The sequence below is a fragment of the Dongia sp. P2_B8 genome (assembly GCF_056404715.1).
Genome location: NZ_JBFUDM010000007.1, coordinates 210,700 through 236,153 on the forward strand (window position 1 = coordinate 210,700; position 25,454 = coordinate 236,153).

Annotated in this window: 19 protein-coding genes; 4 read left to right on the plus strand and 15 right to left on the minus strand. The window is 62.5% G+C overall.

What is annotated here, in order from left to right; genetic code table 11:
* Positions 1-5: 5 nt before the first annotated feature.
* The 11 genes from AC1DWZ_RS19645 to AC1DWZ_RS19695 all read right to left on the minus strand — a co-directional run bounded on the left by AC1DWZ_RS19645 (position 6) and on the right by AC1DWZ_RS19695 (position 12,612).
* Positions 6-1,955 (minus strand): ABC transporter substrate-binding protein, encoded by a 1,950-nt coding sequence (locus AC1DWZ_RS19645; RefSeq protein WP_477170640.1) that lies wholly within the window; start codon positions 1,953-1,955, stop codon positions 6-8.
* Complete coding sequence (locus tag AC1DWZ_RS19650) at positions 1,952-3,856, minus strand: ABC transporter ATP-binding protein (RefSeq protein ID WP_477170641.1); 1,905 nt, start codon at positions 3,854-3,856, stop codon at positions 1,952-1,954. The genes AC1DWZ_RS19645 and AC1DWZ_RS19650 overlap by 4 nt, the downstream gene beginning before the upstream one ends.
* Complete coding sequence (locus tag AC1DWZ_RS19655; RefSeq protein ID WP_477170642.1) at positions 3,853-4,344, minus strand: hypothetical protein; 492 nt, start codon at positions 4,342-4,344, stop codon at positions 3,853-3,855. The genes AC1DWZ_RS19650 and AC1DWZ_RS19655 overlap by 4 nt, the downstream gene beginning before the upstream one ends.
* 60 nt (positions 4,345-4,404) lie before the next feature.
* On the minus strand, positions 4,405-5,181 hold the full coding sequence (locus AC1DWZ_RS19660) for a polysaccharide deacetylase family protein (protein WP_477170643.1): 777 nt from the start codon (positions 5,179-5,181) through the stop codon (positions 4,405-4,407).
* Positions 5,182-5,189: 8 nt separating this feature from the next.
* Positions 5,190-6,359, minus strand: a complete 1,170-nt coding sequence (locus tag AC1DWZ_RS19665; protein WP_477170644.1) for a glycosyltransferase family protein — start codon at positions 6,357-6,359, stop codon at positions 5,190-5,192.
* Between the two features lie 8 nt (positions 6,360-6,367).
* Entirely contained in the window at positions 6,368-6,982 is a 615-nt protein-coding gene (locus AC1DWZ_RS19670; protein WP_477170645.1) for a histidine phosphatase family protein, read from the minus strand.
* A complete protein-coding gene (locus AC1DWZ_RS19675; protein WP_477170646.1) occupies positions 6,979-8,133 on the minus strand; it encodes a glycosyltransferase family 4 protein in 1,155 nt (384 codons plus the stop codon). Before AC1DWZ_RS19675 ends, AC1DWZ_RS19670 begins: the two co-directional genes overlap by 4 nt.
* Positions 8,134-8,184: 51 nt before the next feature.
* Positions 8,185-8,985, minus strand: coding sequence for an AAA family ATPase (locus tag AC1DWZ_RS19680; protein ID WP_477170647.1), 801 nt, complete (start codon positions 8,983-8,985; stop codon positions 8,185-8,187).
* Positions 8,986-9,069: 84 nt separating this feature from the next.
* Positions 9,070-9,906 (minus strand): lipoprotein YafT, encoded by an 837-nt coding sequence (locus tag AC1DWZ_RS19685; RefSeq protein ID WP_477170648.1) that lies wholly within the window; start codon positions 9,904-9,906, stop codon positions 9,070-9,072.
* A 121-nt stretch (positions 9,907-10,027) separates the two neighbouring features.
* Positions 10,028-11,254 (minus strand): glycosyltransferase family 4 protein, encoded by a 1,227-nt coding sequence (locus AC1DWZ_RS19690; RefSeq protein ID WP_477170649.1) that lies wholly within the window; start codon positions 11,252-11,254, stop codon positions 10,028-10,030.
* A gap of 140 nt (positions 11,255-11,394) precedes the next feature.
* A complete protein-coding gene (locus tag AC1DWZ_RS19695; protein WP_477170650.1) occupies positions 11,395-12,612 on the minus strand; it encodes a glycosyltransferase family protein in 1,218 nt (405 codons plus the stop codon).
* A gap of 236 nt (positions 12,613-12,848) precedes the next feature.
* On the opposite strand from AC1DWZ_RS19695, the gene AC1DWZ_RS19700 reads away from it, so the two are divergent.
* The 4 genes from AC1DWZ_RS19700 (at position 12,849) to AC1DWZ_RS19715 (ending at position 18,926) form a co-directional block, all read left to right on the plus strand.
* Positions 12,849-15,755, plus strand: coding sequence for an ATP-binding cassette domain-containing protein (locus AC1DWZ_RS19700; RefSeq protein WP_477170651.1), 2,907 nt, complete (start codon positions 12,849-12,851; stop codon positions 15,753-15,755).
* A 75-nt stretch (positions 15,756-15,830) separates the two neighbouring features.
* Positions 15,831-16,283: a cyclic nucleotide-binding domain-containing protein gene (locus tag AC1DWZ_RS19705; protein WP_477170652.1), complete on the plus strand. Its 453-nt coding sequence runs from the start codon at positions 15,831-15,833 to the stop codon at positions 16,281-16,283.
* Between the two features lie 24 nt (positions 16,284-16,307).
* Positions 16,308-16,814 carry a class I SAM-dependent methyltransferase gene (locus AC1DWZ_RS19710; protein ID WP_477170653.1) on the plus strand — a complete coding sequence of 169 codons (507 nt, stop codon included), beginning with the start codon at positions 16,308-16,310 and terminating at the stop codon, positions 16,812-16,814.
* 21 nt (positions 16,815-16,835) lie between these two features.
* Entirely contained in the window at positions 16,836-18,926 is a 2,091-nt protein-coding gene (locus tag AC1DWZ_RS19715; RefSeq protein ID WP_477170654.1) for a tetratricopeptide repeat protein, read from the plus strand.
* An 81-nt stretch (positions 18,927-19,007) separates the two neighbouring features.
* Here the strand turns inward: AC1DWZ_RS19715 and AC1DWZ_RS19720 are convergent, their stop codons facing one another.
* The 4 genes from AC1DWZ_RS19720 to AC1DWZ_RS19735 all read right to left on the minus strand — a co-directional run bounded on the left by AC1DWZ_RS19720 (position 19,008) and on the right by AC1DWZ_RS19735 (position 25,346).
* Positions 19,008-21,083 carry a methyl-accepting chemotaxis protein gene (locus tag AC1DWZ_RS19720; protein WP_477170655.1) on the minus strand — a complete coding sequence of 692 codons (2,076 nt, stop codon included), beginning with the start codon at positions 21,081-21,083 and terminating at the stop codon, positions 19,008-19,010.
* A 340-nt stretch (positions 21,084-21,423) separates the two neighbouring features.
* Positions 21,424-22,761 (minus strand): sulfatase-like hydrolase/transferase, encoded by a 1,338-nt coding sequence (locus tag AC1DWZ_RS19725; protein WP_477170656.1) that lies wholly within the window; start codon positions 22,759-22,761, stop codon positions 21,424-21,426.
* Positions 22,762-22,773: 12 nt separating this feature from the next.
* Positions 22,774-23,820, minus strand: coding sequence for a histone deacetylase family protein (locus AC1DWZ_RS19730; RefSeq protein WP_477170657.1), 1,047 nt, complete (start codon positions 23,818-23,820; stop codon positions 22,774-22,776).
* Positions 23,821-23,909: 89 nt separating this feature from the next.
* Entirely contained in the window at positions 23,910-25,346 is a 1,437-nt protein-coding gene (locus AC1DWZ_RS19735) for an amidase (protein ID WP_477170658.1), read from the minus strand.
* Positions 25,347-25,454 lie beyond the last annotated feature (108 nt).

The following is a 25,454-nucleotide window of genomic DNA, read 5'->3' on the forward strand; positions in this document are numbered from 1 at the left end:
GATTCCTATTGCAGCCGGTTTTCGACTGGGCTGAGTTCTTTGGCTTTGTCCTGCCAGAAGGTATCGGGCCGGTAGATCCCGAAATGCGCCCCCGGTTCCCAGGACCAGATCCCCTTGTCGGGAATATTGTGCATGCCCTTGGCCACCACGACCGGCTGCGGGATATTGGCAACGGTCCCGATGGTATAAACCTGTTCCGACCAGAGCTGCAGGATATCCCCCCAGATCGCCGTGCGGGCAGCACTGTCGGTCGATTCCCGCCAGGCCTTGAGAAGGTCGGAAAGCTTCTGCGCCTCCGGAAGGTCGACCGGCGTCCCGTTCATGCCGCTGGTTTCAAGAAACTGCCCCCATTTCGGCCACATCAATTGCTGCTGAGTGAAGGGGGCAAATTCCTGCGGGCTCATATCGGCCGTCGGCAGGCCGTTATCGACGCCAAAGAACACCGACATGATGCTGTCGCCGGCAAAGACCCGGTCGCGGAACACTTCGCGCTGCGACGGTTTCACGAACATGTCGATGCCGATCTCGCTCCACGTATCCTTGATCAACTCCAGAATGTCCGATTCCTCGGTCGATTCGCCCGCCGTGTCGATGATGATGGTCATGCGGCGGCCGTCGGGCAGCAGGCGGAAATGTTCATCGTCGCGCGCGGTGAGGCCCATCTCGTCCAGCAGCCGGTTGGCGGTCGAGACGTCAAAGCTCGACCAGGCTGTCTGGTAATGCGGCTTGAACAGCGGGCTCAGATTCTGGATCGTGTTGGCGCCTTCCTTGCCAAGGCCGTAATAGATCGCCTGGTTGATCTCGTGGCGGTCGATGCCAAGGGACAAGGCGCGGCGGAAGCGGACATCGCGGTTGACGGCGCGCCATGCCTCGTCGTTGCAATTGAGGTTGGGATAGAGCGCAAAGTTGGAGCCGCGGCTGTCTTCCCAAAGATGCAGCGAGAAGCGACCGCTTTTCTCGGCCTGCTTGAGGAATGTGTAATTGTCAAAGCGGATATAGCGCGCCTGCAAGTCGGTCTCGCCCGCGCCGGCCTTGGCGGGAATGAGCTTGCTCTCCGCCACATCGAACACCACTTGGTCGAGATAGGGCAGCTGCTGCCCCTTGGTATCGACCCGGTAGTAATAGGGGTTGCGCACGAACACCAGCCGATCGGCCGGCGGCTTGATCCGCAGCACCCAGGGATCGAGCGTCGGCAGTTTCGGATTGTCGTTGCGATAGAGATTGCCGCGCCGGTTGAGCAATGCCGCCCAACTCGGCTGGCCGCTATCCTTGACGGCCGCTTCCAACTCCGCCGGATCGGCATATTTCTGATGGAATTTTTTCAGATATTTCGACGGCGCATAGATATAGAGCGGCCCGGCAGCCGCCAGCGCCGGCAGGAATTCGGTGTTGGCCTTGGGCCAGGTGTAGCGGATGGTGGTGTCGTCGATCACCTCGACCTGCGGCGGCGTGCCATCGACCAGCATGGTTTTCGGCGGGCCGGCCGGCATCAGATCGGCATTGTTGGCGACATCTTCCCACCAGAAGCGGAAGTCCTCGGTGGTGAAGGCCTTGCCGTTCGACCATTTGTGGCCCTTGCGCAGATGGAGGGTGAAGATGCGGCCCTCCTGCACGTCGAAGCTTTCCAGGAGATCCGGCACGATCTTATAGTCGCGGTCGTAGCCCACCAGGCGCGCATAGGAATAGGCCACCAGGATGCGGCTGTCCTTGGGACTTGCCATCAACATGCGCAGCTCGCCGCCTTGCTTGCCAAGCTCGGCCATGCTGGCCACGGCAGGGTTCTCCGGCAGGCGTTCCCCAACCGGCGGCAAATCGCCCTTGGCTTCGCTGTCGGCATAATAGGCCGGGCCGATATAGCTGCCGGCCTCGGCCGCCACAGCAAAGCGCACAGCGGGCACGAATGCAGGAGTGATGAGAAGAGCGGCCAGCGCTGCCTTCAGCAAGAATCTGCTCATGCTGCAATGCTCCGGATAGCAAGGCCGGCACGCACCCAATGCCCATTGCCGATATCGACCAGGGTCGGCTGGTTGTCGGCATCGATGGTGAAGGGGGCGGCCCAGGCGGATGGCAGGGACGTCTTGCCCTCCATCACCTTGTTGAAATCGAGCGGGTTCTCAAGCGACGGGTTGGGCACCGCGGCCAGCAGCGCCTTGGTATAGGGATGCACCGGGTTGCGGAACAATTCCTTGGTCGGCGCCAGTTCCACCACCTTGCCGGCGCACATCACCATGATCCGGTCGGCGACATAATCGACCACTGCCAGATTGTGCGAGATGAAGATGTAGGTGAGTCCCAATTTATCCTTGAGATCGCGCAGCAGGTTGAGAATCTGTGCCTGGATCGACACGTCGAGCGCCGAGACCGGCTCGTCGCAGATAATGAGGTCGGGCCGGAGTGCCAACGCACGGGCGATGCCGATACGCTGCCGCTGGCCGCCGGAGAAGCTGTGCGGATAGCGCCGCAGGTGCCGGATATCGAGCCCCACCAGCGCCATCAATTCCTTGACCATCTCGGCCCGCGTCGCCGCATTGCCGACATTGTGGATGATCAGGGGCTCGCTGATGATGTCGAACACCGTCATGCGCGGATTAAGCGACCCGATTGGGTCCTGGAACACGAACTGCACACGCTTGCGATAGTCGGCAAGCTGCTGGCCGGCCATGTTGCGCACATCGACCTGCCGGCCGCGATCATTGTAGGTGATCTCGCCGGTATCGGCCGAGATCGCCTTCATGATGATCTTCGACAAAGTGGTCTTGCCGCAGCCGGACTCACCGACCAACCCCAGGCATTCGCCGCGCTGCACATCGAAACTGACGTCGGAGACCGCCGTCACCGATTTCTGCGCCTTCATCGACCAGAAGCCGCTTTTACGGATGGTGAAGCTCTTCGAGACATTGGCGACGTGGAGCAGCGGCCCCGCCATTTCCGGTCCCGTGGGCAAAGCAAGCTTGTCGGCAAAAAGCGGACCGGCCTCACTCTTGATTTCGCGGATCGGCACCAGCCGTTCCTCGGGCCCCATGCCGAAGCGCGGGACAGCGTGCAGCAAGGCCTTCAGATAAGGATGCTCCGGCGCCTGGAAGATTTCCTCGACCGGCCCGGCCTCCATCACCTCGCCCTGATACATGACGACGACTTCGTCGGCGATGTTGGCCACGACGCCGAGATCATGCGTGATCATCAGCATCGCCATGCCAAGCTCGGCCTGCAGGTCGGCCATCAACTTCAGGATCTGCGCCTGAATGGTGACGTCGAGTGCTGTCGTCGGTTCGTCGGCGATGAGCAAAGCGGGCTTGCACACCAGCGCCATGGCGATCATGGCACGCTGCCGCAACCCGCCGGAGAGTTCGAACGGATAGGTCTTCAAGGCCCGTTCCGGGTCCGGAAAACCGACCGCGCGCAGCATGGCCAGCACACGTTCGCGACCCTCGGCGTCGGACATCTTGGAATGGAGATGGAGCGCTTCGCAAATCTGATCGCCGATCGTATGGACCGGCGAGAGCGACGTCATCGGCTCCTGGAAAATGATCGAAATGGCGCCACCGCGAATGGCACGCATGGCCGGGCCGTTGCGGTCGAGCTTGGCGATGTCGACGATACCGCCCTGGACACCCCAATCCCCGCCATGTCCGGCACGGCGGTCGAACAGGATTTCGCCCGAGCGGATCAATGCCGATTTTGGCAGCAGGCCCATGATGGCCTGGGCGCAGACCGATTTGCCGGAGCCGGATTCACCGACCAGGGCCACGGTCTTGCCTGCCGGCACCCGGAACGAAACACCCCGGACCGCCTGGACCGCGCCGCCTTCCAGCGCGAAATCGACGGCCAGGTTGTGGACGTTGAGCAAATCGGTCATGCCGGCACCTCGATGCCCAGCGACAGCAGATTATGGGCGGTATAGGCATCGACCAGGATGCCGTTTTCCTTGGCAACAAGAGCTGCCTTCGTCACCAGGCTCTGGAAATGCGGCAGGTCGGAATCGACCGTGATGCTGCCCCCATCGCCCTTCAGCTTCAACGTCATCCACCCCCCCTTGTTCCGCCCGAACACGGATCGTACCGCGTAAAAACGCAAACTCAACCCTTTGAGATCGCGCCAGGCGATGTAACGGCGCACCCAGGGGCCGGAACGGATGCCATCTTCACCAACTGTGATGCGCGTCACATGTCGGTTGGCGGCATTGGCGGTAACGATCAGGAAAAACGCGGCCAGCGCGACGAAGAACCAGAAGATGCCGGTGCCGGATTCGGTCGAGGACAGAATCTGGATGGAGGCTGCAAGCCCCAGAACGCCTAACAGGTAATCCTTGACCAGCGCCGATAGCGGATACCGAAACTCAAGCATGAAAAGCCAACCCCTAACCCCTTTACCCAGCGCTTGTTGTCCTGCGCCAGTATGCAGCCGCTAACGCGGCGGCCAAAGGGCGGATGGCGAGACGAAGGTATCGCGCAGCCCCCTTTGGGCGAGCCAATCTTGCAGGTTCTCAAGAAATCGCCAAGTGGCGGTATCATGAACCAGGTGATGGGTGAGGATTCCGGTCGGAATGTCACGGCCGGCAAGGCCGGTCCGGCGGGCGGCCAGATGCTGGACAAGCCTGCCCAAGGCCGCCTCCAGCCCGACAAAGCCCCGGGAACCGCGCCAGTCGATCACATCGACCTCGGTATTGACCTCCAGAAGCCCGTTGATCGGTGCCGGCGCGCTGAACGGTGGCTCGGCAAAGCGGGTAAGGCCCCGAAACCCCAATGCCGGCAGATCGGGTAGCCAGGCAGCCGCAATCCGGTTCCAGGGCGGCGTCAGCACGGGCAAAAATTGTGCGCCGAAACTGTTCTGCAACCGGGCAAAGCCAGCTGCAAGACCATCCCGGACATCCCTCTCGCCACGCGTTGCGGGGAACTCGCTGTTCTTGGTGCCGGCCGGGGCATGGCTTTGATGGGCGATACCGTGCTGCAGGACAAAAGCCTGCGGCCAGCCGGCCAGCATTTCCGCAAGGCTCGGCTGTAGCGGCCGGTCGGGGGCGGCCGGAATGACGGCCAGCGCCAGGGGCGCCTGTGCTACCCGCTGCAGGGTCTCGAGCGCCGGCGTTGCTGCCACCGCATCATCATCGCGCCACCAGAAAGTGGGCCTGTCGCCGGCCGCGTGCCACAGATCCAGCTCGCGCGCGAGGGCGTCCCACTCATGCATTGACCCGCTCATGTGTTCGACTGGGCTCGCTGCTTTGCCGCCAAGGCGGCGAGCACGATGCGCGCCGATTGCGCGGCACCGTCGAGATTGAGCGCGATCGGCAACGCACCTGTCTGTGCCCGGCGCGTCAAGGTCGCGGCCAACAAGGCCGGATCCAGATTCTCGAAATCCAACACGTCGAGCGCGTCGCGTTCGGCCAGCAGGTGCGCGCGCAATCCCTGCTCGCTCTCTTGCCCTTCGGCAAAGGGCACGATCACCGCCGGCGTCTGCAGCGCCAGCAATTCCATCACCGTGTTGTACCCGCCCTGGCTCAAGGACACATGACAGGTGGCGAGCAGGTTGGTGAAATCCGCACGGAAGCGATCGACCACGATGCCGGGATCGATGGCTGCCGCCTGTTCCAGCATCCTGAAATCCACATCCGGCAAATTGCGCCCGGCCACGAAGCGCCAGCGCCGCTCCTTCAAGGTCGACAGGCGCCGCGCAGCAAGGGCGGCTGCAAACAGTGGTCCGCCCACGGCGCCACCGCCCGCCGACACCAAAACCTCGCCATTGCTGCGATCGGCCGTGGCAGCCACGCTCAGTTTTTCGACGACATAGCCGGTGTAATGCAGCCGGTCGGCGATCGCCTGCGCGCGGGGAAAGGTGCGTTCGAACGGCACCAGGGCCGCATCGCCGTGCACCAGCACCAGATTGAAATACCGCTTCACCAGATCAGCTGCTTCCAGCACCCGGTCTTCGCGCCCCTTGTCGACCAGGATATCGCGCACCGAACTTGCCAGCAGCAGCTTCTGGTTCTGCGCCCAATAGAGCAATGGCAGCAATTCAAAACGGAACTGGCGCCGGCCGAACGGATACATCTCGATGACCAGCACATCGGGCCGGAACGCGGCAGCCTCCCGTAACAGCGTGTCACGGCGGCGATCCTTCCAGTCGCTGTCGATGGCATGGCCCTGCTCATCCAGCAGCGCCGAGAAGGCCGCATCGGCCGCAAGGCAGGGCGGCAATTGCAGGATGCCGGCGCCACCGAAATCGACATCCGCCACCGGCATGCCGCCGGACAGCACCATCACCTCGGCCCCGGCATCGCAAAAGGCCCGCGCCAGCGCCGCCGCCCGGCGCAGATGCCCGATGCCCAGCAGATGCTGCACATAAAGAGCGATGCGGACCTTAGACATGTGCAGCCCTAGACATGTGCAGCTCTGGCTTGAGGTACGGCCATGTCGATGTTCAACTCCATGATCTCGGGTAGCCTGTCGGCGTGAATCCGGAAGAGATGTGCCCGCCCGTCCTTCAGCTTTACCGGCGGCTTTTCCATCATCTGCCAGCCGGTGGCCAGCGCATAGAGTGCACGTTGCACCGCTTTGTGACTGACCAGCACCGTATCGCGCCCCTCGGCGGCCACGCGCTGCAGCAGCGGCAACAGGCGCGCCTGCACCTCGCGCGGACTTTCGCCGCCCGGCGCCCGGAAATCGAGCCCCAGGGACTCGCGCATCTCCGCCTCGGACCCCGGCGCACCGCGCAAATCGGCGAGCGACTGCCCCTCCCAATCGCCAAAGCTCATCTCGCGCAGGTCGGCGGCAATCTCCGCCAGCGTGTTGGGGAACAGGATTGCCGCGGTCTCGCGCGCCCGCGTAAGTGGGCTCACGAGCAGCCGCCAGTTTTGCCAAGCGATCGGCACCGACCAGCTCGCTGCGACAATGCGACCCTCCGGCCCCAGGCCGATATCGGTCCGCCCCTGCAACCGCTTCTCGACATTCCACTGCGTCGGCGCATGGCGGATGATGGTGCAGCTGATCATGACGCCCCTGCTTTGCTCAGCACTTTTCCCAGCTCCTTGCCCAGGGTCGCTGCCGCCGATCCCATGTCGTGAAATTTGAGCGCATGGGCGCGCGCGGCAAGGCGCACCGGCCCCAATTCGCGTTCCAGCGCGAAATCCACGTCGGCAGCAAAAGCCGCGACATCGCCCGGCGCCGACAGCCAGCCGGTTTCGCCATCGGCGATGATGGCCGGGACACCCCCCGACGCACCGGCGATGACCGGTGTCCCGCAGGCCTGCGCCTCCAGAAGCGCCATGCCGAAAGCTTCGTTGATCGCCGGCCAGACAAAGAGATCGGCGCTGGCATAGATCTCCGGCAACTCATGGGCCGGCTTCAGGCCGAGCCACGCGACACGCTTTTTCACCGGCGCAAAGGCCGCTTCGACCTCGGCCCGCGCCGGACCGTCACCGACGATCAGCAGCTGATAGGCCCGTGTCACATGCCGCAGCGCATCGGCCAGTGTCTGGTAGGACGCCAGCTTGTCGCCCTTGCGCATCATGGCGACCGCGAGCAGCCAGGGCATGTCGGGATCGAGATGGTAATGCTGCGACAGTTTCAATCGCCCCAGGGAACGATCCGGCCCGCGCGCGGCCGAAGACCCGACAAAGGCCGCGATATCGAGGAAGGGCGGCAGGTCAATGAGGCGTTTCGCTTTCACGATCCCGCCAAGGCATTCCTTGTCCACCGGGTTGAGGCAGAAAATCGCCGCTGCCTGCTTGATCGCCGCTTCCGCCGCTGCGTGGGAAACGGCGAAGGGCCCTTGCGCGCGCTTGGGCGCGTGGCTCGCCTCCGCCACCAGATAGGGAATATCGAGCGCCTGTGCGACCCGCGGCCCGATCCAATCCACCGCCTTGTAATAGAGATGATAGGTGAACCAGGCCTGCGGCCGCTTCGCCTTGGGCAGCTTCTTGTATTTGGCAATGAGTTTGTCGGCCAGCTGATGTCCTTTGGCCGCCATCCGCCGCTGTTCCGCCTCATCGCCGACGGAGAGCCGCGCCCGGAACCGGCTCGCCAACACCAGTTCCGCCCCCGCAAGCTTCAACGCCTGCATAAGCAGCCGCGCCACCGTCCGGTCGCCGGAGGGATCAGGATGGTCAGGGGCTTTCAACGGGGCGTAGAACGCAATTTTCATGACCCGGATGGTGCCGGGCGAAGTGCGGCGGGTCCAGATAAAAATTGGCCGTCAAAGCAGTTGCGCCTGCCCGTCGGCACTCAGGGTAAGCGCCTCCTTGATCATCCGGTCCGGGTCGGCAAAGAACTGAGCCATCATCTGGAAGTGGGGCGTTGCCCGGTAGTTCACCTCGGCAATGCCGTCCTGCGTAAGATGCAGCAACGTTGCACCCGGCAACGCCATCAACAAAGGTGCGTGCGTTGCCAGCACGATCTGCACCTTGCCTGACTGTCCCCAATTGTGGAGGAGGCGCATCAGCTGCAACTGCCGCGATGGCGACAGGGCACTCTCCGGCTCGTCGAGCAGATAGAGCGCCTGCCGGCTGCCTTGCAGGCGGTTCTCAAACAAGGCAAGGAATGATTCGCCATGACTTTGCCGATGCAGATGCAGATGCCGCTCGCCATAAAGCTGGCGAATGATCGGCCAATCCAGCGCCATCTCTTCCACATATGAGGTCAGGTTGACGTAGGAATCGGCCCGGAAAAAGAACCCCTGCGTCGCCTTGGGCAACCAGGACGCCCGCAGATGCTTGGCAAGCTCCGACCGTTCCGTATCCGGTGCCTGGTAATAATGGTCCCGGCTGCCACCGCCGGCATGGAAGCCGGCTAATTCAGCCAGGGCTTCCAGCAAAGTTGACTTACCGGTCGCGTTCTCACCCACCAGGATTGTGACCGGGTTCGTGAAAACCAACTCGAAATCAGCATCCTTAAAGATCGGCAGGTTGAAGGGATGCACATCCTTCGGGCGGCCTTCGTCACGCCATCTGACAGATCGCAGGAAGGGTGCGCGCAGTATTTGGGGTCGGGCAGTCATGCAGGATTCCTTGACACTCTCCGCATCATATACCCTTATTAGTTTATTATTTGAAGAAATTTTTCTTATTTATTGCATTTGCGCTCAAGGCGCGCTGGTAGCTTTTGTCGCACCGTCTACGATCATCTGCGCAAGCTTGTCATAGCCGGCTGCCTTGAGCTCGGCCACCTGCTCCTGATCCGAGGTGGTACGGTCAATCGATGCGCTGATCGCGTTGCTCTCGACCGATGGCGGCAAAATCATCCGCCAATTCCCCGTCCCGACGTCGAAGATCGCCGCTTTCAATCGGATTCGCATTTGCTGCGATTCATCAGGAATCACCATGCCAACGATCGGCACCCAGGAAATCGTCTTTGTCACGCCCCGCGTCGTCAGCGCTTCAAGTGCGCCCCAATAAATCAAGATTCGATGATATCCGCCTTTTGCAGCGGCAAGACGCAGTCGTTCGCCATAGGAGCCGGTCCTGCCCTCATTGGCCGCGCCATTATAGGCATAGGTCTGCGAGGTCGGCAGGCCGGAAAAAGGCGCAACGGCAAAATGGTCCTTGAGAGCATCCGTCATCGCCTCGTCGGGAACGATCGCGCCGGACTGAACAACCAGCAACGGCTGTCCAAGCTCTGCCGAGATGGTCTCATTGTGCGCAAGCGCTGCGTCGATATCACCCTGAAAGGAAGTCTTCTGCTGCTCGGGAACCAGAAGATCCAGTTCATCGATCTCGCCGCGGTAGAAGGCATTGTTCGATCCGTAGTACCCGTCCGCCTGATATCCGGAATTTGAAATGGAGCGCGTACTGCAGGCGCTCAGCGTCGCTGCCAACACAGCCATCGTCAGAACGAAGCGTCGATACATGGCATTCCCCTCACCCGTGATTGCGCGATCGCCGACAGACACGCGCTCAGTGCGCGCCGCCTTGGTCGACATGCCATCATTGATATGGGAATCGGGCCGCATTGCGGCGCCAAAGGGGAAAGATGAAGGTCGACAGCCAGTTCTGCAGCAAGCACAAATGCAAATATTCGATCGTATCGCCCGCGAAAGACGCTTAGCCGTGCGCGGCGAGATCCATTCTGAACCGCCGCTCCAGATCGTTGATCCCGGCATCCATGGCGAAATGGCCGCGGAGGCGGGCGAAGCCGGCGTTGGCCAGGGCCTCGCGGCGAGCAGGATTTTCGATGAGAGTCTGCAATGCCGTCGACAGGGCTGGCGCATCTTCCGGCGGCACCAGCAATCCCGTTTCGCCATCCCGGATCAGTTCGGGGATACCGGAGATGTTGGTGGCAACACACGCAAGGCGCTGGCTCTGCGCTTCCATCAGCACGTTGGGCAAGCCGTCGCGATCACCGTCTGCGGCGATTTGCGCGGCGAGCACGAAGAGATCGGAATGGCGATAGGCGCCCAGCACCCGCTCCTGCGGCAGGGCACCCAGCCAGTTGATGCGATCGCCGATACCCAGCGCCAGTGCCTGCCCCTTCAACTCCGCATCCAGCGGCCCGCCGCCGATATGCGTGAGACGCCATGAACAGCTGGCAGGGAGCTGCGCCAGCGCATCCAAGAGCACCGGATAGCCCTTCTTCGGCACCAGCCGCCCAACGGACAGGATCTCCACCGGCGCGCTCGCCGCCGGTGTCCGCAGCGGCGGCTCCGGAAAGCGCGTGAAATCCAGCCCGTGATAGACCAGCGCCACTTTCTGACGCGTATCCGCAAGGCCTTGCAAATGCGCATGCCCACTCGCGGTGCAGGTCACCAGCCAGTCGAGGCTGGCAAGCTTCTCTCGTTTATCCCAGTCGGGCGACGTCCAGATATCCTTGGCATGGGCCGAGCAGCTCCACGGCACATCACCCATCAGATGGGCGTAATAGGCGACCGAGGCCGGCGTGTGCAGGAAATGCGCATGGAGGCGCACGACATCCGCCGGCATTTCAGCCAGCAGCACACAGGCCTGGCCGAAGCGGCGCCCGCGATTGGGCGTGGGATCGCGCACGAGATCCTTGATCCATTGCAGCAGCGCACGTCCAAAACCCGGCCGCCCGAAGCACCTGCCCACGGCTTTGAGCACTCGGACCGGTTCCTGATAGAGATATTCCGGCAGATAGGTGACCTTCGCCTTGATCTCGTCATGGACCGGATGGCGGTATTTGTCGGTGGGAAAGCGCAGGCTCCAGATTTCAATCGGGATGCCGCGCTTCTCCAGCGCCAGGATCTCCTGGGCGATGAAGGTTTCCGACAGGCGTGGATAACCCTTCAAGAGAAAGACGATGCGGCCGGTCATGGGAGGAATCACCGAGCGAAGCAAATTCTTTCGTCATACCCGGGCTTGACCCGGGCATCCACACCATCAACGGCAAGAGTGGATTGCCGGGTCAAGCCCGGCAATGACGATGGTGTTAGGCGTCGGAAAAGAGGGATCATCTACCGCTTGCGTTGTGCAAGGCGCAGCGAGGCCGGGCGTCTTCCGCGTTCCAGCGCATGCTGGGCGAGGCGGTTGACGTTGTTAAGCCCATCGAGCAAGCCCGGCACGACGACGTCGGAGGGCAGCGATTGCTGCGGCAAATGCCGGAGGGCGGTTGCCATCTTGCGCCCGTCGCGAATGCCATCATCTTCCAGCATGCGCGCAAGCCCTAATTCTTCGGCCTTGGCGGCGCGCAGGAACTGTTCCATGCGTGGGCGCGTCCGGGGCACGATGAGGGCGCGCTTGTCGAACGACACGATCTCGCAAAACGTATTGTAACCGCCCATCGCCACCACGCCGATGGCGCGCGACATGACATGTTCCATCTGCGCATCGAAGGTGATTGCCTCGACCTTGTCGAGCTTGGCGGCGCGCATCAGRAACTCGGCCTGCCGGTCGGAATGCATGAACGGCCCCAGCACCAGCAAGGCCGGGTGCGGCAGGCGCGGATCGCATTCATAAGCACGCAGCACCCAATCGACCATGTCCTCGCCGTCGCCGCCACCGCCGGTGGTGACCAGGATATAGGGCGCCTCGATCTTCTGCAGCGGAACCGGCGTTCCCGGCCCCTGCGGCAGCGAGCGGTGCAGATAGCCGGTATAGATCATCTTGCGCTGCACGGATTTGGGCAGCTCGATCCCTTCCAGCGGGTTGCAGATCTGCGGCAGGCCATAGATCCAGATGGCGTCATAAAGGTCCCGGAGCGCCGGCATCACCTTCTTGCGCCGCCATTCCGGCACCAGGGCCGCCGGCTCATCCATGATGTCGCGCAGGCCCAGAACCAGGTGCGTGCCGCGTTCCTTGAGCATCTCCAGCGTTTCCGTCACCTCGCCGCGGAGGCCCAGAGGCTCCTTGTCGACGATGAAGATATCGGGATCGAAGATTTCCGCCGTGTGCTTGATGATCGAGGAGCGCAGCGCCAGCGTCTCCTCCGTGTCAATGAGGAGCGAGAGCGACGTATAATCGCCCGAACGCAGCTTGATGACCCCGGGAATCCGCACAAAATCGACCCGCGCCCGGAAATTGAAGCTGCCAATGATCGGCGATCCGGTCAAAATGATGACCGACATGTCCTTGTTCTGCTCGACCAGCCAATGGGCAATGGTCTGGCAACGGCGCAAATGGCCGAGGCCGAACGAGTCATGCGAGTATATAAGGACGCGGGCGCCCCTGGTCATGGCGTCTTCCATTTGCACGCGTCCCGATCCCCCCGAACGTCGCGAGCCGAAACTCCAAGCACCCAATCTGCTTGTTGGCGGAGTATGGCACAGGAGAAATGCCCCTCGAAAGGCAAAGTTTGGTGACGTATCGTCGCCCCTGGGTCAAGCCAAAGCATTGACATCGCGTGATAATTCGTTTCCATTGCGGTTGGATCGTATAATGTCGCGCCAAGTTTCAGGGGGCCACCGGGGTCATGGAGCCGAGATTATTCAAATATATCTGGCGCCATTCCTGGCGAGACCAGCTGCCGATCCTGGTGGTGGTCGCGCTGGCGCAGGTGATGTATCTCGTCTCGCTCGATTTGCCCAAGCGAATTGTGAACGATGCGATTCAAGGCCGTGCGTTCATGGTCGACAGCGACGCGGTCGTCGCTTGCAAGCAGGCCGCTGCACAAGCCACACCCGTGACGCCTGGCGCGGAAAGCGGTCAAACTGCACCCGCCACCAACAATGTCGCCAGCCAGCCAGCGGCCGCGGCACCCGCTGATGCAACACCGGCAGTACCCTGCCCGCCGGCCGACCAGGCACTCACCAAGCTGGACCCGAACAAGAAAGCCGACTTTCTGAAATTCACACTGCCCTTGCCGGATTTCCTCGGTGGGTCGATCACGCTCTTCGACGGCTTCCAGCTCGACCAGCTTTATTATCTCTTCGCCCTCTGCCTCTCTTATCTTTTCTTCGTCGTCCTCAATGGCTGGCTGAAGCAGACGGTCAACACCGAAAAAGGGCGTCTTGGCGAGCGCATGCTTCGCCGCCTGCGCTTCGAGCTTTTTGACCGCGTCCTGCAATTTCCCCTGCTGCAATTCCGCAAGGTGAAGCAGGCGGAAATCGCCACCATGATCAAGGACGAGGTGGAGCCCCTGGGCGGCTTCATCGGCGACGCTTTCATCACGCCGGCCTATCTCGGCGGCCTCGCCGCCACCGCCCTGCTGTTCATCTTCATGCAGAATGTGGAGATGGGTTTCGTCACTGTCGCCATGCTGAGTGTCCAGATTGTCGTCATCCCCAAGCTGCGCGTCAAAATCCTGATGCTGGGCAAGCAGCGCCAGCTGACGGCACGGCAATTGGCGGGGCGCATCGCCGAAAGTGTCGATGGCGCGGTGGAAATCCATTCCAATGACACCTCGAATTTCGAGCGCGCCGACATCATCGACCGGCTGGGCCGCATCTTCCAGATCCGGTTCGACCTCTACCAGCGCAAGTTCTTCGTCAAATACATCAACAACATGATGGCGCAGACGACACCCTTTCTTTATTTCGTGATCGGTGGCTATTACGCGCTGAAAGGGGAGTTCGACGTCGGTACGCTGCTGGCCGTGATCAGCGCCTATAAAGACCTGCCCTCGCCGATCAAGGAACTGATCGATTGGGATCAGTCCCGCCAGGACGTGCAGATCAAATACGACCAGGTGATCGAACAGTTCACGCCGGCCGGCATGCTGGACCCGAAGCTGCAGGCGCTCGATGCCGAGAACAGCATCGACCCCTCACCCTTTGCGCTGGAGCGCGTTGCTTATCACGACGAAAGCGGCGCCATGCTGGTCGAGGATGTGTCCCTGGAACTGGCGCCAGGCGAACATATCGCCTTTGTCGGCTCCAACAACAGCGGCAAGGAAGCTTTGGCGGCCTTGATGGCGCGGCTGGTCAGGCCCAGCAGCGGCAACATGCGCTATGGCACGCGCGACCTTGCCGAGCTGCCGGAGGCGATCACCGGGCGGCGCTTTGCCTATCTTGGCGACGAGACTTATCTGCTGCCGGTCTCCCTCGAAGAGAATCTTCTCTACAGCCTCAAGCACCGGCCCGTGCGGCAGGCGATCTATGAAGGCGATGCGCTGGTGCAGTTCGATCGCCGCAAATATGAGACGCGCCGCGCCGGGTCGCCCGAACTCGATATCAATGCCGACTGGCTCGACCTTGAAGGCGCCGGCGTCGAAGACCGCTATGGCCTGGAAGTGCGACTCATGTCGCTGCTCCAGGTGGTCGAATTCGAGGACGATGTCTATCAGTTCGGCCTGCGCGGCAAGGTCGACCCCAAGGACAATAACGGCCTTGCCAGCCAGTTCCTGCATGCCCGCGCCGCCGTGCGCGAGCGCTTGGCGGAACCGCAGATGGCGGCTTTGGTCGAGCCCTTCGATCCGGAGCGCTACAACCGCAACATGACGGTGGCGGAGAACATCCTGTTCGGCACCGCCCAGGGCAGCGAATTTGCCGCCGACGCACTTGCAACCAACGCCCATCTTGCAGCCGTGCTGGCATCGGCCGAAGTTGCCAAGGACCTCATCGCCCTTGGCCAGCAGATCGCCACGACCATGGTTGAATTGTTCGCCGACCTGCCGGCGGGCCATCCCTTCTTCGAACAGTTCAGCTTCATTTCGGCCGAGGATCTGCCGCGCTTCCAGCAGTTGACCGGCCGCCTGCAGCGCACCGGCGTCGACGCTGCGACGCCCGAGGATAAACGGCGCCTGGTTGCCTTGACCTTCCCCTATATCGAGGCGCGCCACCGTTTGGGGCTGATCGACGACAAGCTTGAAGCCAAACTGCTCCGGGCCCGCACCCTGTTCCGGGAAATGCTGCCCAAGGACATGGCTGGCGCCATCGAATTCTACGACCCCGCGCGCTACAACATGGCCGCCACCGTGCAGGACAACATCCTCTTCGGCCGTCTGGTCTATGGCCAGGCCCAAGCCGCCCAGAAGGTTGGCGCCGTGCTGTCCGAAGTGGTCGATGGCCTCAATCTCAGAAGCCGGGTCATCGCCGTCGGCCTCGGCTTCAATGTGGGGGCTGCCGGCCGGAAGCTCTCGGTCGCCCAGCGCCAGAAGGCCGGCCTCATCCGCGCCTTGCTGAAACGCCCGCAGCTTGTCATTCTCAACAACACGATTTCGGCGTTTGACGAAACCAGCCAGCGGCGCCTGCTGGCCGGGATCCGCAAGGACCTGCCGGACGCCGCCATGATCTTCGTCACGCATACGGCGGCTTTGGCCCGCGGCTTCGACCGGGTCGTGGTGATGCAGAACGGGCGTGTCGCCGAGATCGGCAAGCCGGACGAGCTCGACAAGCCGAATTCGACGTTCCAGGCATTGCTGGCCACGGCAGAGGGCTAAGAGGTTGGCTTAACGGATGATCCTTGGATCCGGGTTTGGGTGAATGCGGATCTTCTTTCTATCGGGATGGACGAGATGAGTATTCAGGAAGATGTCGAGGCACTGAAGCGCATTCCGCTTTTTGCCAAGGTCGAACCGGCCAAGCTCAAGCTCATGGCTTTCGCCAGCGAGCGGGCGCAGTACCAGCCGGGCGACCAGCTGTTCCATCAGGGTGATGTCGCCGACGCGGCCTTCATCATCCTGGGCGGGTCGGCGGACATTCTGGTCGAAACCCAGGGCGGCCCGCTGAAGGTGGCCGATGTCGGCCCCGGCGCCTTCGTGGGCGAGATCGGCATTCTCATGGACGTACCGCGCACCGCCACCATCCGCGCTACCGAATCGATGATCGTCCTCAAGATCACCAAGGAGCTGTTCTTTCGCATGGTGACGGATTTCCCCTCGATCGGCATCGAGGTCATGCGGGTGCTGGCACAGCGCATCGAACATATGAACGTCCAGCTGCGCGAAGCGGTGGCAGCCAGAAAATGAGTAGATGCAAGTGAGTGGGTGCAAGTGAGTCGCCTCGACAGTTTCATCCGCCGCCTGGAAGCGCAGCGCAGCTGCCTTGGCACCGCCCGCGACCGCAGTCTTGAGGTGCCGGGCGTGGTGCTGGAATTGGGCCTTGGCAATGGGCGCACCTTCGATCATCTGCGCGAGATCTGCGCTGGGGGATCACATCGCCGCGAGATCTATGTGTTCGACCGCCAGGTGGCAGCGCATCCAGATTGCGTGCCGGCGCCCGACCGCCTGTTCCTCGGCGATTTCACCGACACGTTGCCCAGAGCCTTGCAGCAACTGGGGCGTGGATCCGCCGCCTTCATCCATGTCGACCTCGGCAGCGGCGATGCTGCGGCAAGCCAGGCGCTCGCCGCCCAAATTGCGCCGCAAATTGCCGCTTTGATGGCGGAAGGCGCCGTCCTGGTCAGCGACCAGCCGATGCCGGACCCGGCCCTCCAGCCGCTCGACCTGCCGGCCGGCGTGAAGCCTGGCCGTTATTTCATGGCGGAGAAGCGGGCATAAGGAATGAGATCCAGCAAACACATGCGTATCCCCGCTATCTGGGCCACCCTCCTTTGTTTCCTGCTGCTCGGACCGGCAGCCGCTTTCGCCAAGGTCGCCGACGACCGCATCAGCGAGCCGCGCAAGGTTGGCTCGCCCATGGGCGCCATCGGCATGGTGCTGCGCCTGGGTGCCGATGGTTCGGCGCTCGGCACCGGCTTTCTGGTCTCACCCTGTCATGTGCTGACCGCAGCCCATGTCGTCAGCGAGGCGGACGGCATCAACGCCAACCAGGTCCTGCTGTTCTTTGCCGGCACCGGCGAATTGGGGCCGGAATATAAAGAGGCGCATTCCTTCGGCGATTTGAGCCCGGCGCGGCCCCTGGTCTGGGGCGAGTCGCACAATTTCGACAGCGGCTCCACGGCCGACCGGCGCGATGCCTGGCATAAGGCCGGATGGGACGATTGGGCGCTGCTGAAGCTCGACCGCTGCCTGGGCGACGAATACAGCTACCTCAAACTGCTGCCGATCTCGACCGCGGATTTCGCCCGGAACGGCGGCGCCAGGCCCGTCATCTCGGCTGGCCTCCCGGCCGATCACAACAATGACACGCTGACCGTCGACCCCACCTGCACCATGCTGGGCCAGGTCGACAGCACCGGCTGGCAGCATGATTGCACGACCATGCCCGGCAATTCCGGTGGCCCGATTCTCGCCGCCAAGCCCGAAAGCGGCGAGGACTGGCCGCGTGTCCTCGCCCTCACCGTCATCGGCAAGAACGAGCATTGGGACGAGCTGAAGCCCCAGATCGTCGATGTCACGTCACCGGACTATCTGCTGCTGCTGCCGACAGCGGTTCCGGTCTCGGCCTTCTTGCCCCAGATCGCGCCCTTCCTGCCGCCGGACCCGCGCGTTGCCGCCTACCTTGCCAAGCATCCCGAGCCGGACCATGGCTATGACATCGAACAACCCAAGCCCGCGATCGCCGATCTCTCCCAGGCGCTGGCGCGGCAGCCGCATTCGCCCTTGCTGCTGACACGGCGCGGCTTCTGGCTGGAGATCGCCGAGGATCTGCCGGCGGCCCTGGTCGATTATGCGGCAGCCCTCAAATCCAGTCCCAATTTCGCCCCAGCCCGTTATGCCCGCGCCCTGCTGCTGGGGTCGCGCGACGACAAGATGCAGGACGATGCCAAGGCCGCGAAGGCCGATCTCGACCAGCTCATCGCCCGCTTCCCGCAAATGCCGCGGCTGCGCATCAGCCGCGGCTCGCTGCTGTTCGGCGCCTATGACTACCGCCAGGCGCTCGTTGATTTTGACGCGGCCTTGAAGGACGACCCGACCAATGTCTCAGCCAGGCTCACCCGCGCCAACGCCCGTGTCGAGCTGGGCGACATGGATGGGGCTGGCGACGATTACGACAAGGTCATCAAGGCACGGCCGGATGCCGCCTATTTCCGGGTACAGCGCGCCTACTACTTGATGCGCGTTGGCAAGGTCAAAGAAGCCTTTGCCGACATCGACGCGGCACTTGAGATCGAACCGGACATGCCCTCGGCCATCAGTGCCAGGGCAGCCCTCCACCTCGACACCGGCGAGATCGAGGCTGCCTTCCAGGACACGCAAGACGCCGTGAGATTGGATCCGAAATCCGGCGGCCATGTAGCGCTCCGCGGCACGGTGAAGCATATCAAGGGCGATCTTGCAGGTGCCGTCGCCGATTACCGCGAAGCAGCCAGGCTCGATCCCACCGAACCCTTCGATCCGTTGCTGGAGTTCCTTGCTCTAAACGAACTTGGCAAGCGCGATGAAGCGAAGGCGGCCCTCCGCGGCCTGCTCAAACGCTGGCCCGATGCCGAATGGCCGGCACCCCTCGCTCACCGCCTGCTGGGTGATATCGACGATGCCGCCTTGCAAAAGGCCGCCGGCAACGGCACCGAGATCCTGCGCAAATACCAGGATTTCGATTGGCATTTCTATCTCGGTGCCCTGGCCATGATCGAGGGCGACAAGGCACAGGCCCGCACCTATCTCGACCATGTGGTCGACACCGACATGCGCCAGTTCCTGGAATACAGTATCGCCCGCATGTTCCTGGAACGCCTGGGCGGCCGGAGCTACCTGAAGACCAATTGAGGTTGGGCGGCCGATCGTCACCCCGCGCACCAAAGCCCTCCCCCTTCAGGGAGAGGGGGAAGAGCAGCCCCGCCGCCTCTTCTACCGCGCCTGCACCCGGGAGAGGAATTCTTCCACCGCCTGGCGCAGATTGGCCTGCTCGCTCATCATGCCGTCGACCGAGGTCAGCAGATCGTTGGCCGCCGACCCGGTGCGCTGGTTGGAGCTTGCCACCATGGCGATGGTCGAGGTGACTTCCTGCGTGCCGCGGGCCGCCTGCTGGACACTGCTGGCGATCTCCGCCGTGGCGGCACCCTGTTCTTCAACCGCAGCCGAGATGGCGACCGCATCTTCGCGGATCTTGCCGATGGCGCGCGAGACGCTCTTGATCGCATTCATGGCACCGGATGAGGTCGACTGAATCTCGCCGACGAAGCCCGCAATATCCTTGGTGGCCGATGCCGTCTGGTTGGCGAGGTTCTTCACCTCCTGCGCCACCACCGCAAAGCCCTTGCCGGCATCACCGGCGCGTGCCGCTTCGATCGTGGCGTTGAGGGCGAGGAGGTTGGTCTGTGCGGCGATCTTCTCGATGAGGCTGACCACATCGCCGATCCGCTGCGCCGCTGCCGCCAGGGCATCGAAGATGCGGTCGGTCTGCTCCGCTTCGCTCACCGCCTCGCTGGCGCCATCGGCACTGGCCGACACACGCCGTGTGATTTCGGCGATCGAAGCCGAGAGTTCCTCGGTGGCGGCCGCCACCGTCTGCACGTTGACCGCAGCCTCATTGGCCGCCGCCGACACCGTGGTCGCCTGCGAGCTTGATTCGGTGGCGAGATGGTTGAGGCTGCCGGCCGTGCTTTTCACCTGGTCGGTGGTGCCGGCGATGGCGGTCAGCGACCGCTTGACCAGCCCGTCGAACTGCGCGCACAGCGATTGCAGGTCGCGGCCATGCTGGAGCTCGGCCTCGCGCTTGACCGCGGCCTCTTTCTCCAGGCGCTCAGCCTCGAGCGCATTGAGGCGCAGGCTTTCCAGCGCCGACGACAGGCCGCCGATCTCATCCGCGTAGCGCCCTTCCGGCACCGGCTGCTCGAACCGGCGCTGCGACAGGGCTGCCACCGAATTCATCAGCACGCCGATCGGCCGCGTCAACCGGCCGAGGATCGCACCGATACCAACCACCGGCAGAATGAGGGCGATCAGCAGGGCGATGCCTGCACCGATCATCACCGTCAACGCCGCCTGGCTCTGGCCTTCGGCATGATCGACCGCTTCGTCGAGTGCTGCAAAGCCTACGGCCAGAATGGCCTCGAACGGGCTGTTGCACATCTTGTTATAATCTTTGACCACCATGGCCGGGTTGCCGCTGCCATCGAGGCCGGCCATCAGGCTATTCATCTTGCCCTGGACGTCGCTGGTGGCCGCGCGCGCTGCCTTGACGGCATCGGTGATGCGCACTGGCTCGCTCGGCCGGTTGATCAACTCCTCCAGCTGTGTCAGCGACATCGTATAGGCGCCGATCCGGTCATGCCATTTGCCGGCAATCTCGGCATCGATCGGCTTGCTGGTCAGCACATTGGGCCGCAGCAGCGAGCATTGCAGGCCGAACTGATCGCGCACCGCCCAGGCCGAACGGCGCACCTGGATCATTTCGGCGACATAGGGATCTTGCAGGCGCACGGAATTACCGAGCTGCACGGCGATCGCCGAGAGGCTGGTCGTGAGATTGGTGATCGACGTCCGCCACTCTTCCGGACCGCCCGAGCCGCGCTGGTCTTTCGGCTTGGCAAATTCCTGGTCGACCAGGGCGTTCTTGTCGATCTGCGCCTGGAATTTCTGGGTAAGGTCGGCGACCAGCCGGTCCTTCTCTGGGATCTGGATATGATCGATCGCCGCCATCGCCGCCTGATATTTGGCATCGACGTCAGCACGCATCTCCTTCATGGCAGGACTGGGATCGCCATCGCTGCTGATCGCGTTGGTGACCTTGGCCAGCTGGCCGCGCACGGCCAGGATGGCGTTGAAAAGAATCCGATCCGTCTCGGTCGCATCCTTGATTTCCAGGGCCGAGCGATAGTCGCGCAAGCCACCGGCCGCGATGACACCCGTGGCGACCAGCAGGCCGATCAGGGTGACGCTCTGCAGGACAATCAGAAGACGCGAAATGGACGTGCGGAACATGGATCCTCGCTCACTACTCAATTATGCCGGACTCAATTATGCCGGGCTCAATTATGCCGGCAGGCAAGCGTCCGCACGCACGAGCGGCGACGGCTGACCCCGGCTTCCGCGCCATCCTGCAGGGCAATCCCTTAAGGAACCTTAATGTCGATGCCATCGAAACCATTGATTCTTGTGGCTTCTGCACCACAGATAGTCGAAAGCTCACACCGGATCCGCGCAAAAACACGACTGCGCATCACACATGCGCAATCCGAATTTAAGGTGAATTTTCGGTTACTGAGCCTTGGGTGGGGACAGTCTGACCCCCGTCACCCAAAGGGTGACAGCCGGATCCCCGTCACCCTTTGGGTGACAGCCTGAACCACGTGACCTCACCGGTGGTGAAGAGGTCGCGCGCCTTGCGGTACCACAAAGGCGGGGCATGGTCGCCGACGATCAGGATGTCGGTGGGCGGCATGCCGGGCTGTGACCATTCCTTGGCGATGGTCTGCAGCAATTCGATCCAGGCATCGGTCATGATGCACACTTCCCGCTCCGGCACCGGCCCATCATGGGTCTTGCAGTCCAAATGCTTGTAGCCCTGGTCGACCAGCACCGGGATATGGGTATTGACCGTCAGCAGATAGGTGAATTGCGGACTGGTCGCTTCCCGGACGCGTTTGGCAACCCGCGTCACCAGCGCGGGGTCGCAGATGCCGACGAATACGCTACCGCACAATTGCTCGCCAGGCTGATAGACGTCCGACCCGAAGAACCGTTCCTGGAAGCCGATATTGGGCCACCATTGCGACCGCTCGAACATCTCGCCGGAAAAGCCGTGATAGGCGGACGTCTTATAGCCGAACGCATCCATGCGGAATGGCAGGCAGTTGAGGTCCGGTTTCGCCAGCCGGTCGAGATAGCTGTCATGGGTGGCGCAGAATTCGCGCATTTCGGCGGCGGTGGTGCCGCCGATGAAGCTGTTCATGCCCTCGGTGATGTCATAGCGGGCACCGATGTTCGAGGATGCGATCGCATCCTGCAGCAGCTTCTGCTGCGCCGGATTGGCGAAATGGCCCATCGCCTCGACGATCACCACCAGCATGTGGCGGCCATTGGGCTTCTCGACCAGCTTGATGAAGCCGGATTCCTTCATCGCCGAATCGAATACGATGTCGCGGCCGAGATTGAGCCAGAAATTGGAATGCCGCGGCATGTTGAGGGCGATGTCGGTCGGCAGCGCCACCACGCCCAGCAGCAGCATCGGCAGCCAGCGCGCGCGGCGCAGGGTCTTGGCATGGCCCAGCAGCAGATAGAATGTGTAGCCAAAGACCAGGATMACGGTCGCGATCAGCACGATATAGAGCTTCGAGCTCAGGATATCGAGCTCGTGGATGAACTGCAGGGCGAAGACAGCTTCGGTCAAGGTCAGGCCGAACATCTGCGTCGCACAGAACATGATGTCGAAGGCAAGGGCGCCGACGAACAGCAGGATCACCAGCGGCCCCGGCAGGAAACGGGTGCTGGCCGCCGCCAGCAAATAGAGAATGATCGGCAGCGTGCGCGGTGGCACGCTGATGCCAAGCAGGGCCAAGGCGACAAAAGCAAGATTAGGCAGGACCAGTCCAACGATGACCAGCAGAACCGACGGCCGGTGCAGCCACTGCGTGACGCGCAACAAGGTTGGCGATTTCATCCTATCTGCCCCTCAGCTGCGCTGTTCGAAACCCAAGAGGACGTTGACCGTGTTGACCCCCAGCGCGTCGACCGCATAGCCGCCTTCCATCACAAAGAGGGTCGGCAGATCGGCCCAGGCAATGCGTTCGCCCAATTTCCGGTAATCCTCTTCCTTGAGCTTGAAGCGCGAGATCGGGTCATGTTCGAACGTATCGAGGCCCAGCGAGATCACGAGCGCCTCGGCGCCATATTGCGCGATGCGCTTCAACGCCACATCGAGGGCGCTGGCGTAATGCGGCCAGTCGGTGCCCCAGGGCAGCGGCAGGTTCATATGATAACCCTCGCCGGCACCGCGGCCGATCTCGTCGGCATAGCCGATGAAATAAGGAAATTCCTGTTTCGGGTCGGCATGCAGCGACACGGTCAGCACATCGTCGCGCTCATAGAACATCGCTTGCGTGCCATTGCCATGATGATAGTCGACATCGAGGATCGCGACGCGCTTTGCTCCCTGATCGCGGAATGCCTGTGCGGCGATCCCGGCATTGTTGAGGAAGCAATAGCCGCCATAGAAATCGCTGCCGGCATGATGTCCGGGCGGGCGGCAGAGGGCAAAGGCCGCGCGCTCGCCGGTCGCCACCAGCTTCTGCGCGGTGAGCGCCACCTGCGCCGAGGAGAGAACCGCGCGCCAGGTGCCCGGCGTGATCGGCGTCCCGGCATCGATTGCGTAATGGCCGAGCTTGCCGTCGATGCAATCGGAGATGCGCCGACCCAGGCTTCCACGCGAGAGTCCCGGTACCGGCCAGACATGCGGCAGCGCGTCGAAGGTCCGGCCCGACGCTGCCCATTCGTCCCAGGCGGTCTGCAGAAAATCAACCAGGCCACGATCATGGACCTTGAGGATCGGGTCGAGGCCGAAATCCTGCGGCGCCAGCACCTCGCCCAATTGCGTGGCACGCACGCGATCAAGGACGATGTCGGCCCGCCGCGGCATTTCATGCGCCTTCATGAACTGCCCTTCCAGCAGCTCATGCTTGCCGTCCTGCAGCCGATGGTCTTCGCTGTAAACCGTTCTCATGATCCCCTCTGGTTGCGCCCAAGATGAGCCAACCCCCGCGCCAAAGTCAAACAGGTGTCAAATGGCGCGGGGGTGTCCTGGCGGCTACCTTAAAATTTCGGACGCGACCGCGTCTTGGTGTACCAGCCGCCGACCGCCTCTTCATAGGCGACGGCGGCGCGAAACACGTCGGCATCCGAATAGGTGCGGCCAATGAGCTGAATCGAGGTCGGCACGTCGTTACTGGCATGGCCCGTGGGGACCGCCAGCACCGGGCAGCGCGACAACGTGTTGAACGGCGTCGTCATGCACCAGGCCAAAACCTTGGGCAGCGGCGATATCTTGCCGTTGATGCGCACCACATCCTTGTTCTCGTCGAAATCGGCCTTTACTGCCGGCAGTGCCGTCGTGGGGCAGATGAAAAGATCATGCTTCTCCATCATCGGGCCGAACGTGTCATACATCTTGATCGCCCCTTCCATCGATTTGAAGAAGGATTGGGCGTTGGACTTTGCCCCCTTGCGCGCGAAATTGCGGGCATAGGTTGTCATCAGTTTGCCGTATTTCTTGGCGGTCTGGTTGAGCTGCGTGCCAAAGAGATGCTCGAGATGCCGCATGCCGGTATCGATCGCATCCCGCGTCCAGCCCAGATCCACCTCCTCGACTGTGGCACCCAGGCTTTTGAAGACATTGAGCGCCTTCTTCATGTTGGCGACCACGTCCTTGTCGACCTCATAGAGGCCGAGATCGAAGGAATAGGCGATCTTCCAACCCTTGATCGGCTTATAATCGGTGGGCAGGCGCAGCTTGGGGCGCAGCGAGGCAATGTCGTGGGGGCTCGGACCGCAGATCACGTTCTGCAGCAAAATGGCATCCTGCACCGAGCGCGCCATCGGCCCGGTATGGCAATAGGGATCGAGGTTGAACGGCGCATCGTCCGGGTTGCGGCCATAGGGCGGCTTGTAACCCACCACACCGCAGGCCGCGGCCGGGATGCGGATCGACCCGCCGATATCGGACCCCATGGCAAGCGGCGCCGTGCCGGCGGCAAGTGACGCCCCCGACCCGCCCGACGAGCCGCCGGTGGTGAAGCGCCGGTTCCATGGGTTGCGCGTGACACCCCAGAGGCGCGAATGCGTCCACGAGGCGCAGGAGAATTCCGGCGTCGCGGTGCGCGCATGCACGATGCCGCCAGCCGCGAGGATCCGCTCATTGTTGGCCGAGGTCTTGTCGGGGACGAAATCCTTGGTGGTGAGCGACCCATAGGATGTCGGCTTGCCGGCGATCCAGCTTTCATCCTTGATGGCGATGGGCAGGCCTTCGAGGGCACCGACGCGGCCATCCTTCTTCATGAACTTCGCTTCGGCGGCCTTGGCGAGACCCATCGCCTCGTCGTAATGCTTGAAGGTGAAGGCGTTGATCTTCTTTTCGACCGTCTCGGCGCGCTCGATGACGGCGCTCATCAACTCGACCGGCGACAGCTTCCGCTTGCGAAACAGCGCCGCCGCCTCGGTCGCAGTCATATAGATGAGATCGTCGTTCTTCATGATGTTCCCCTGACAATGGTTCTTCAGAACTCTCTCTATTCGTCATCCCCGGGCTTGACCCGGGGATCAGCTTCAGCCGCCGAGCTGTTGCCAGCTGATGCCCGGGTC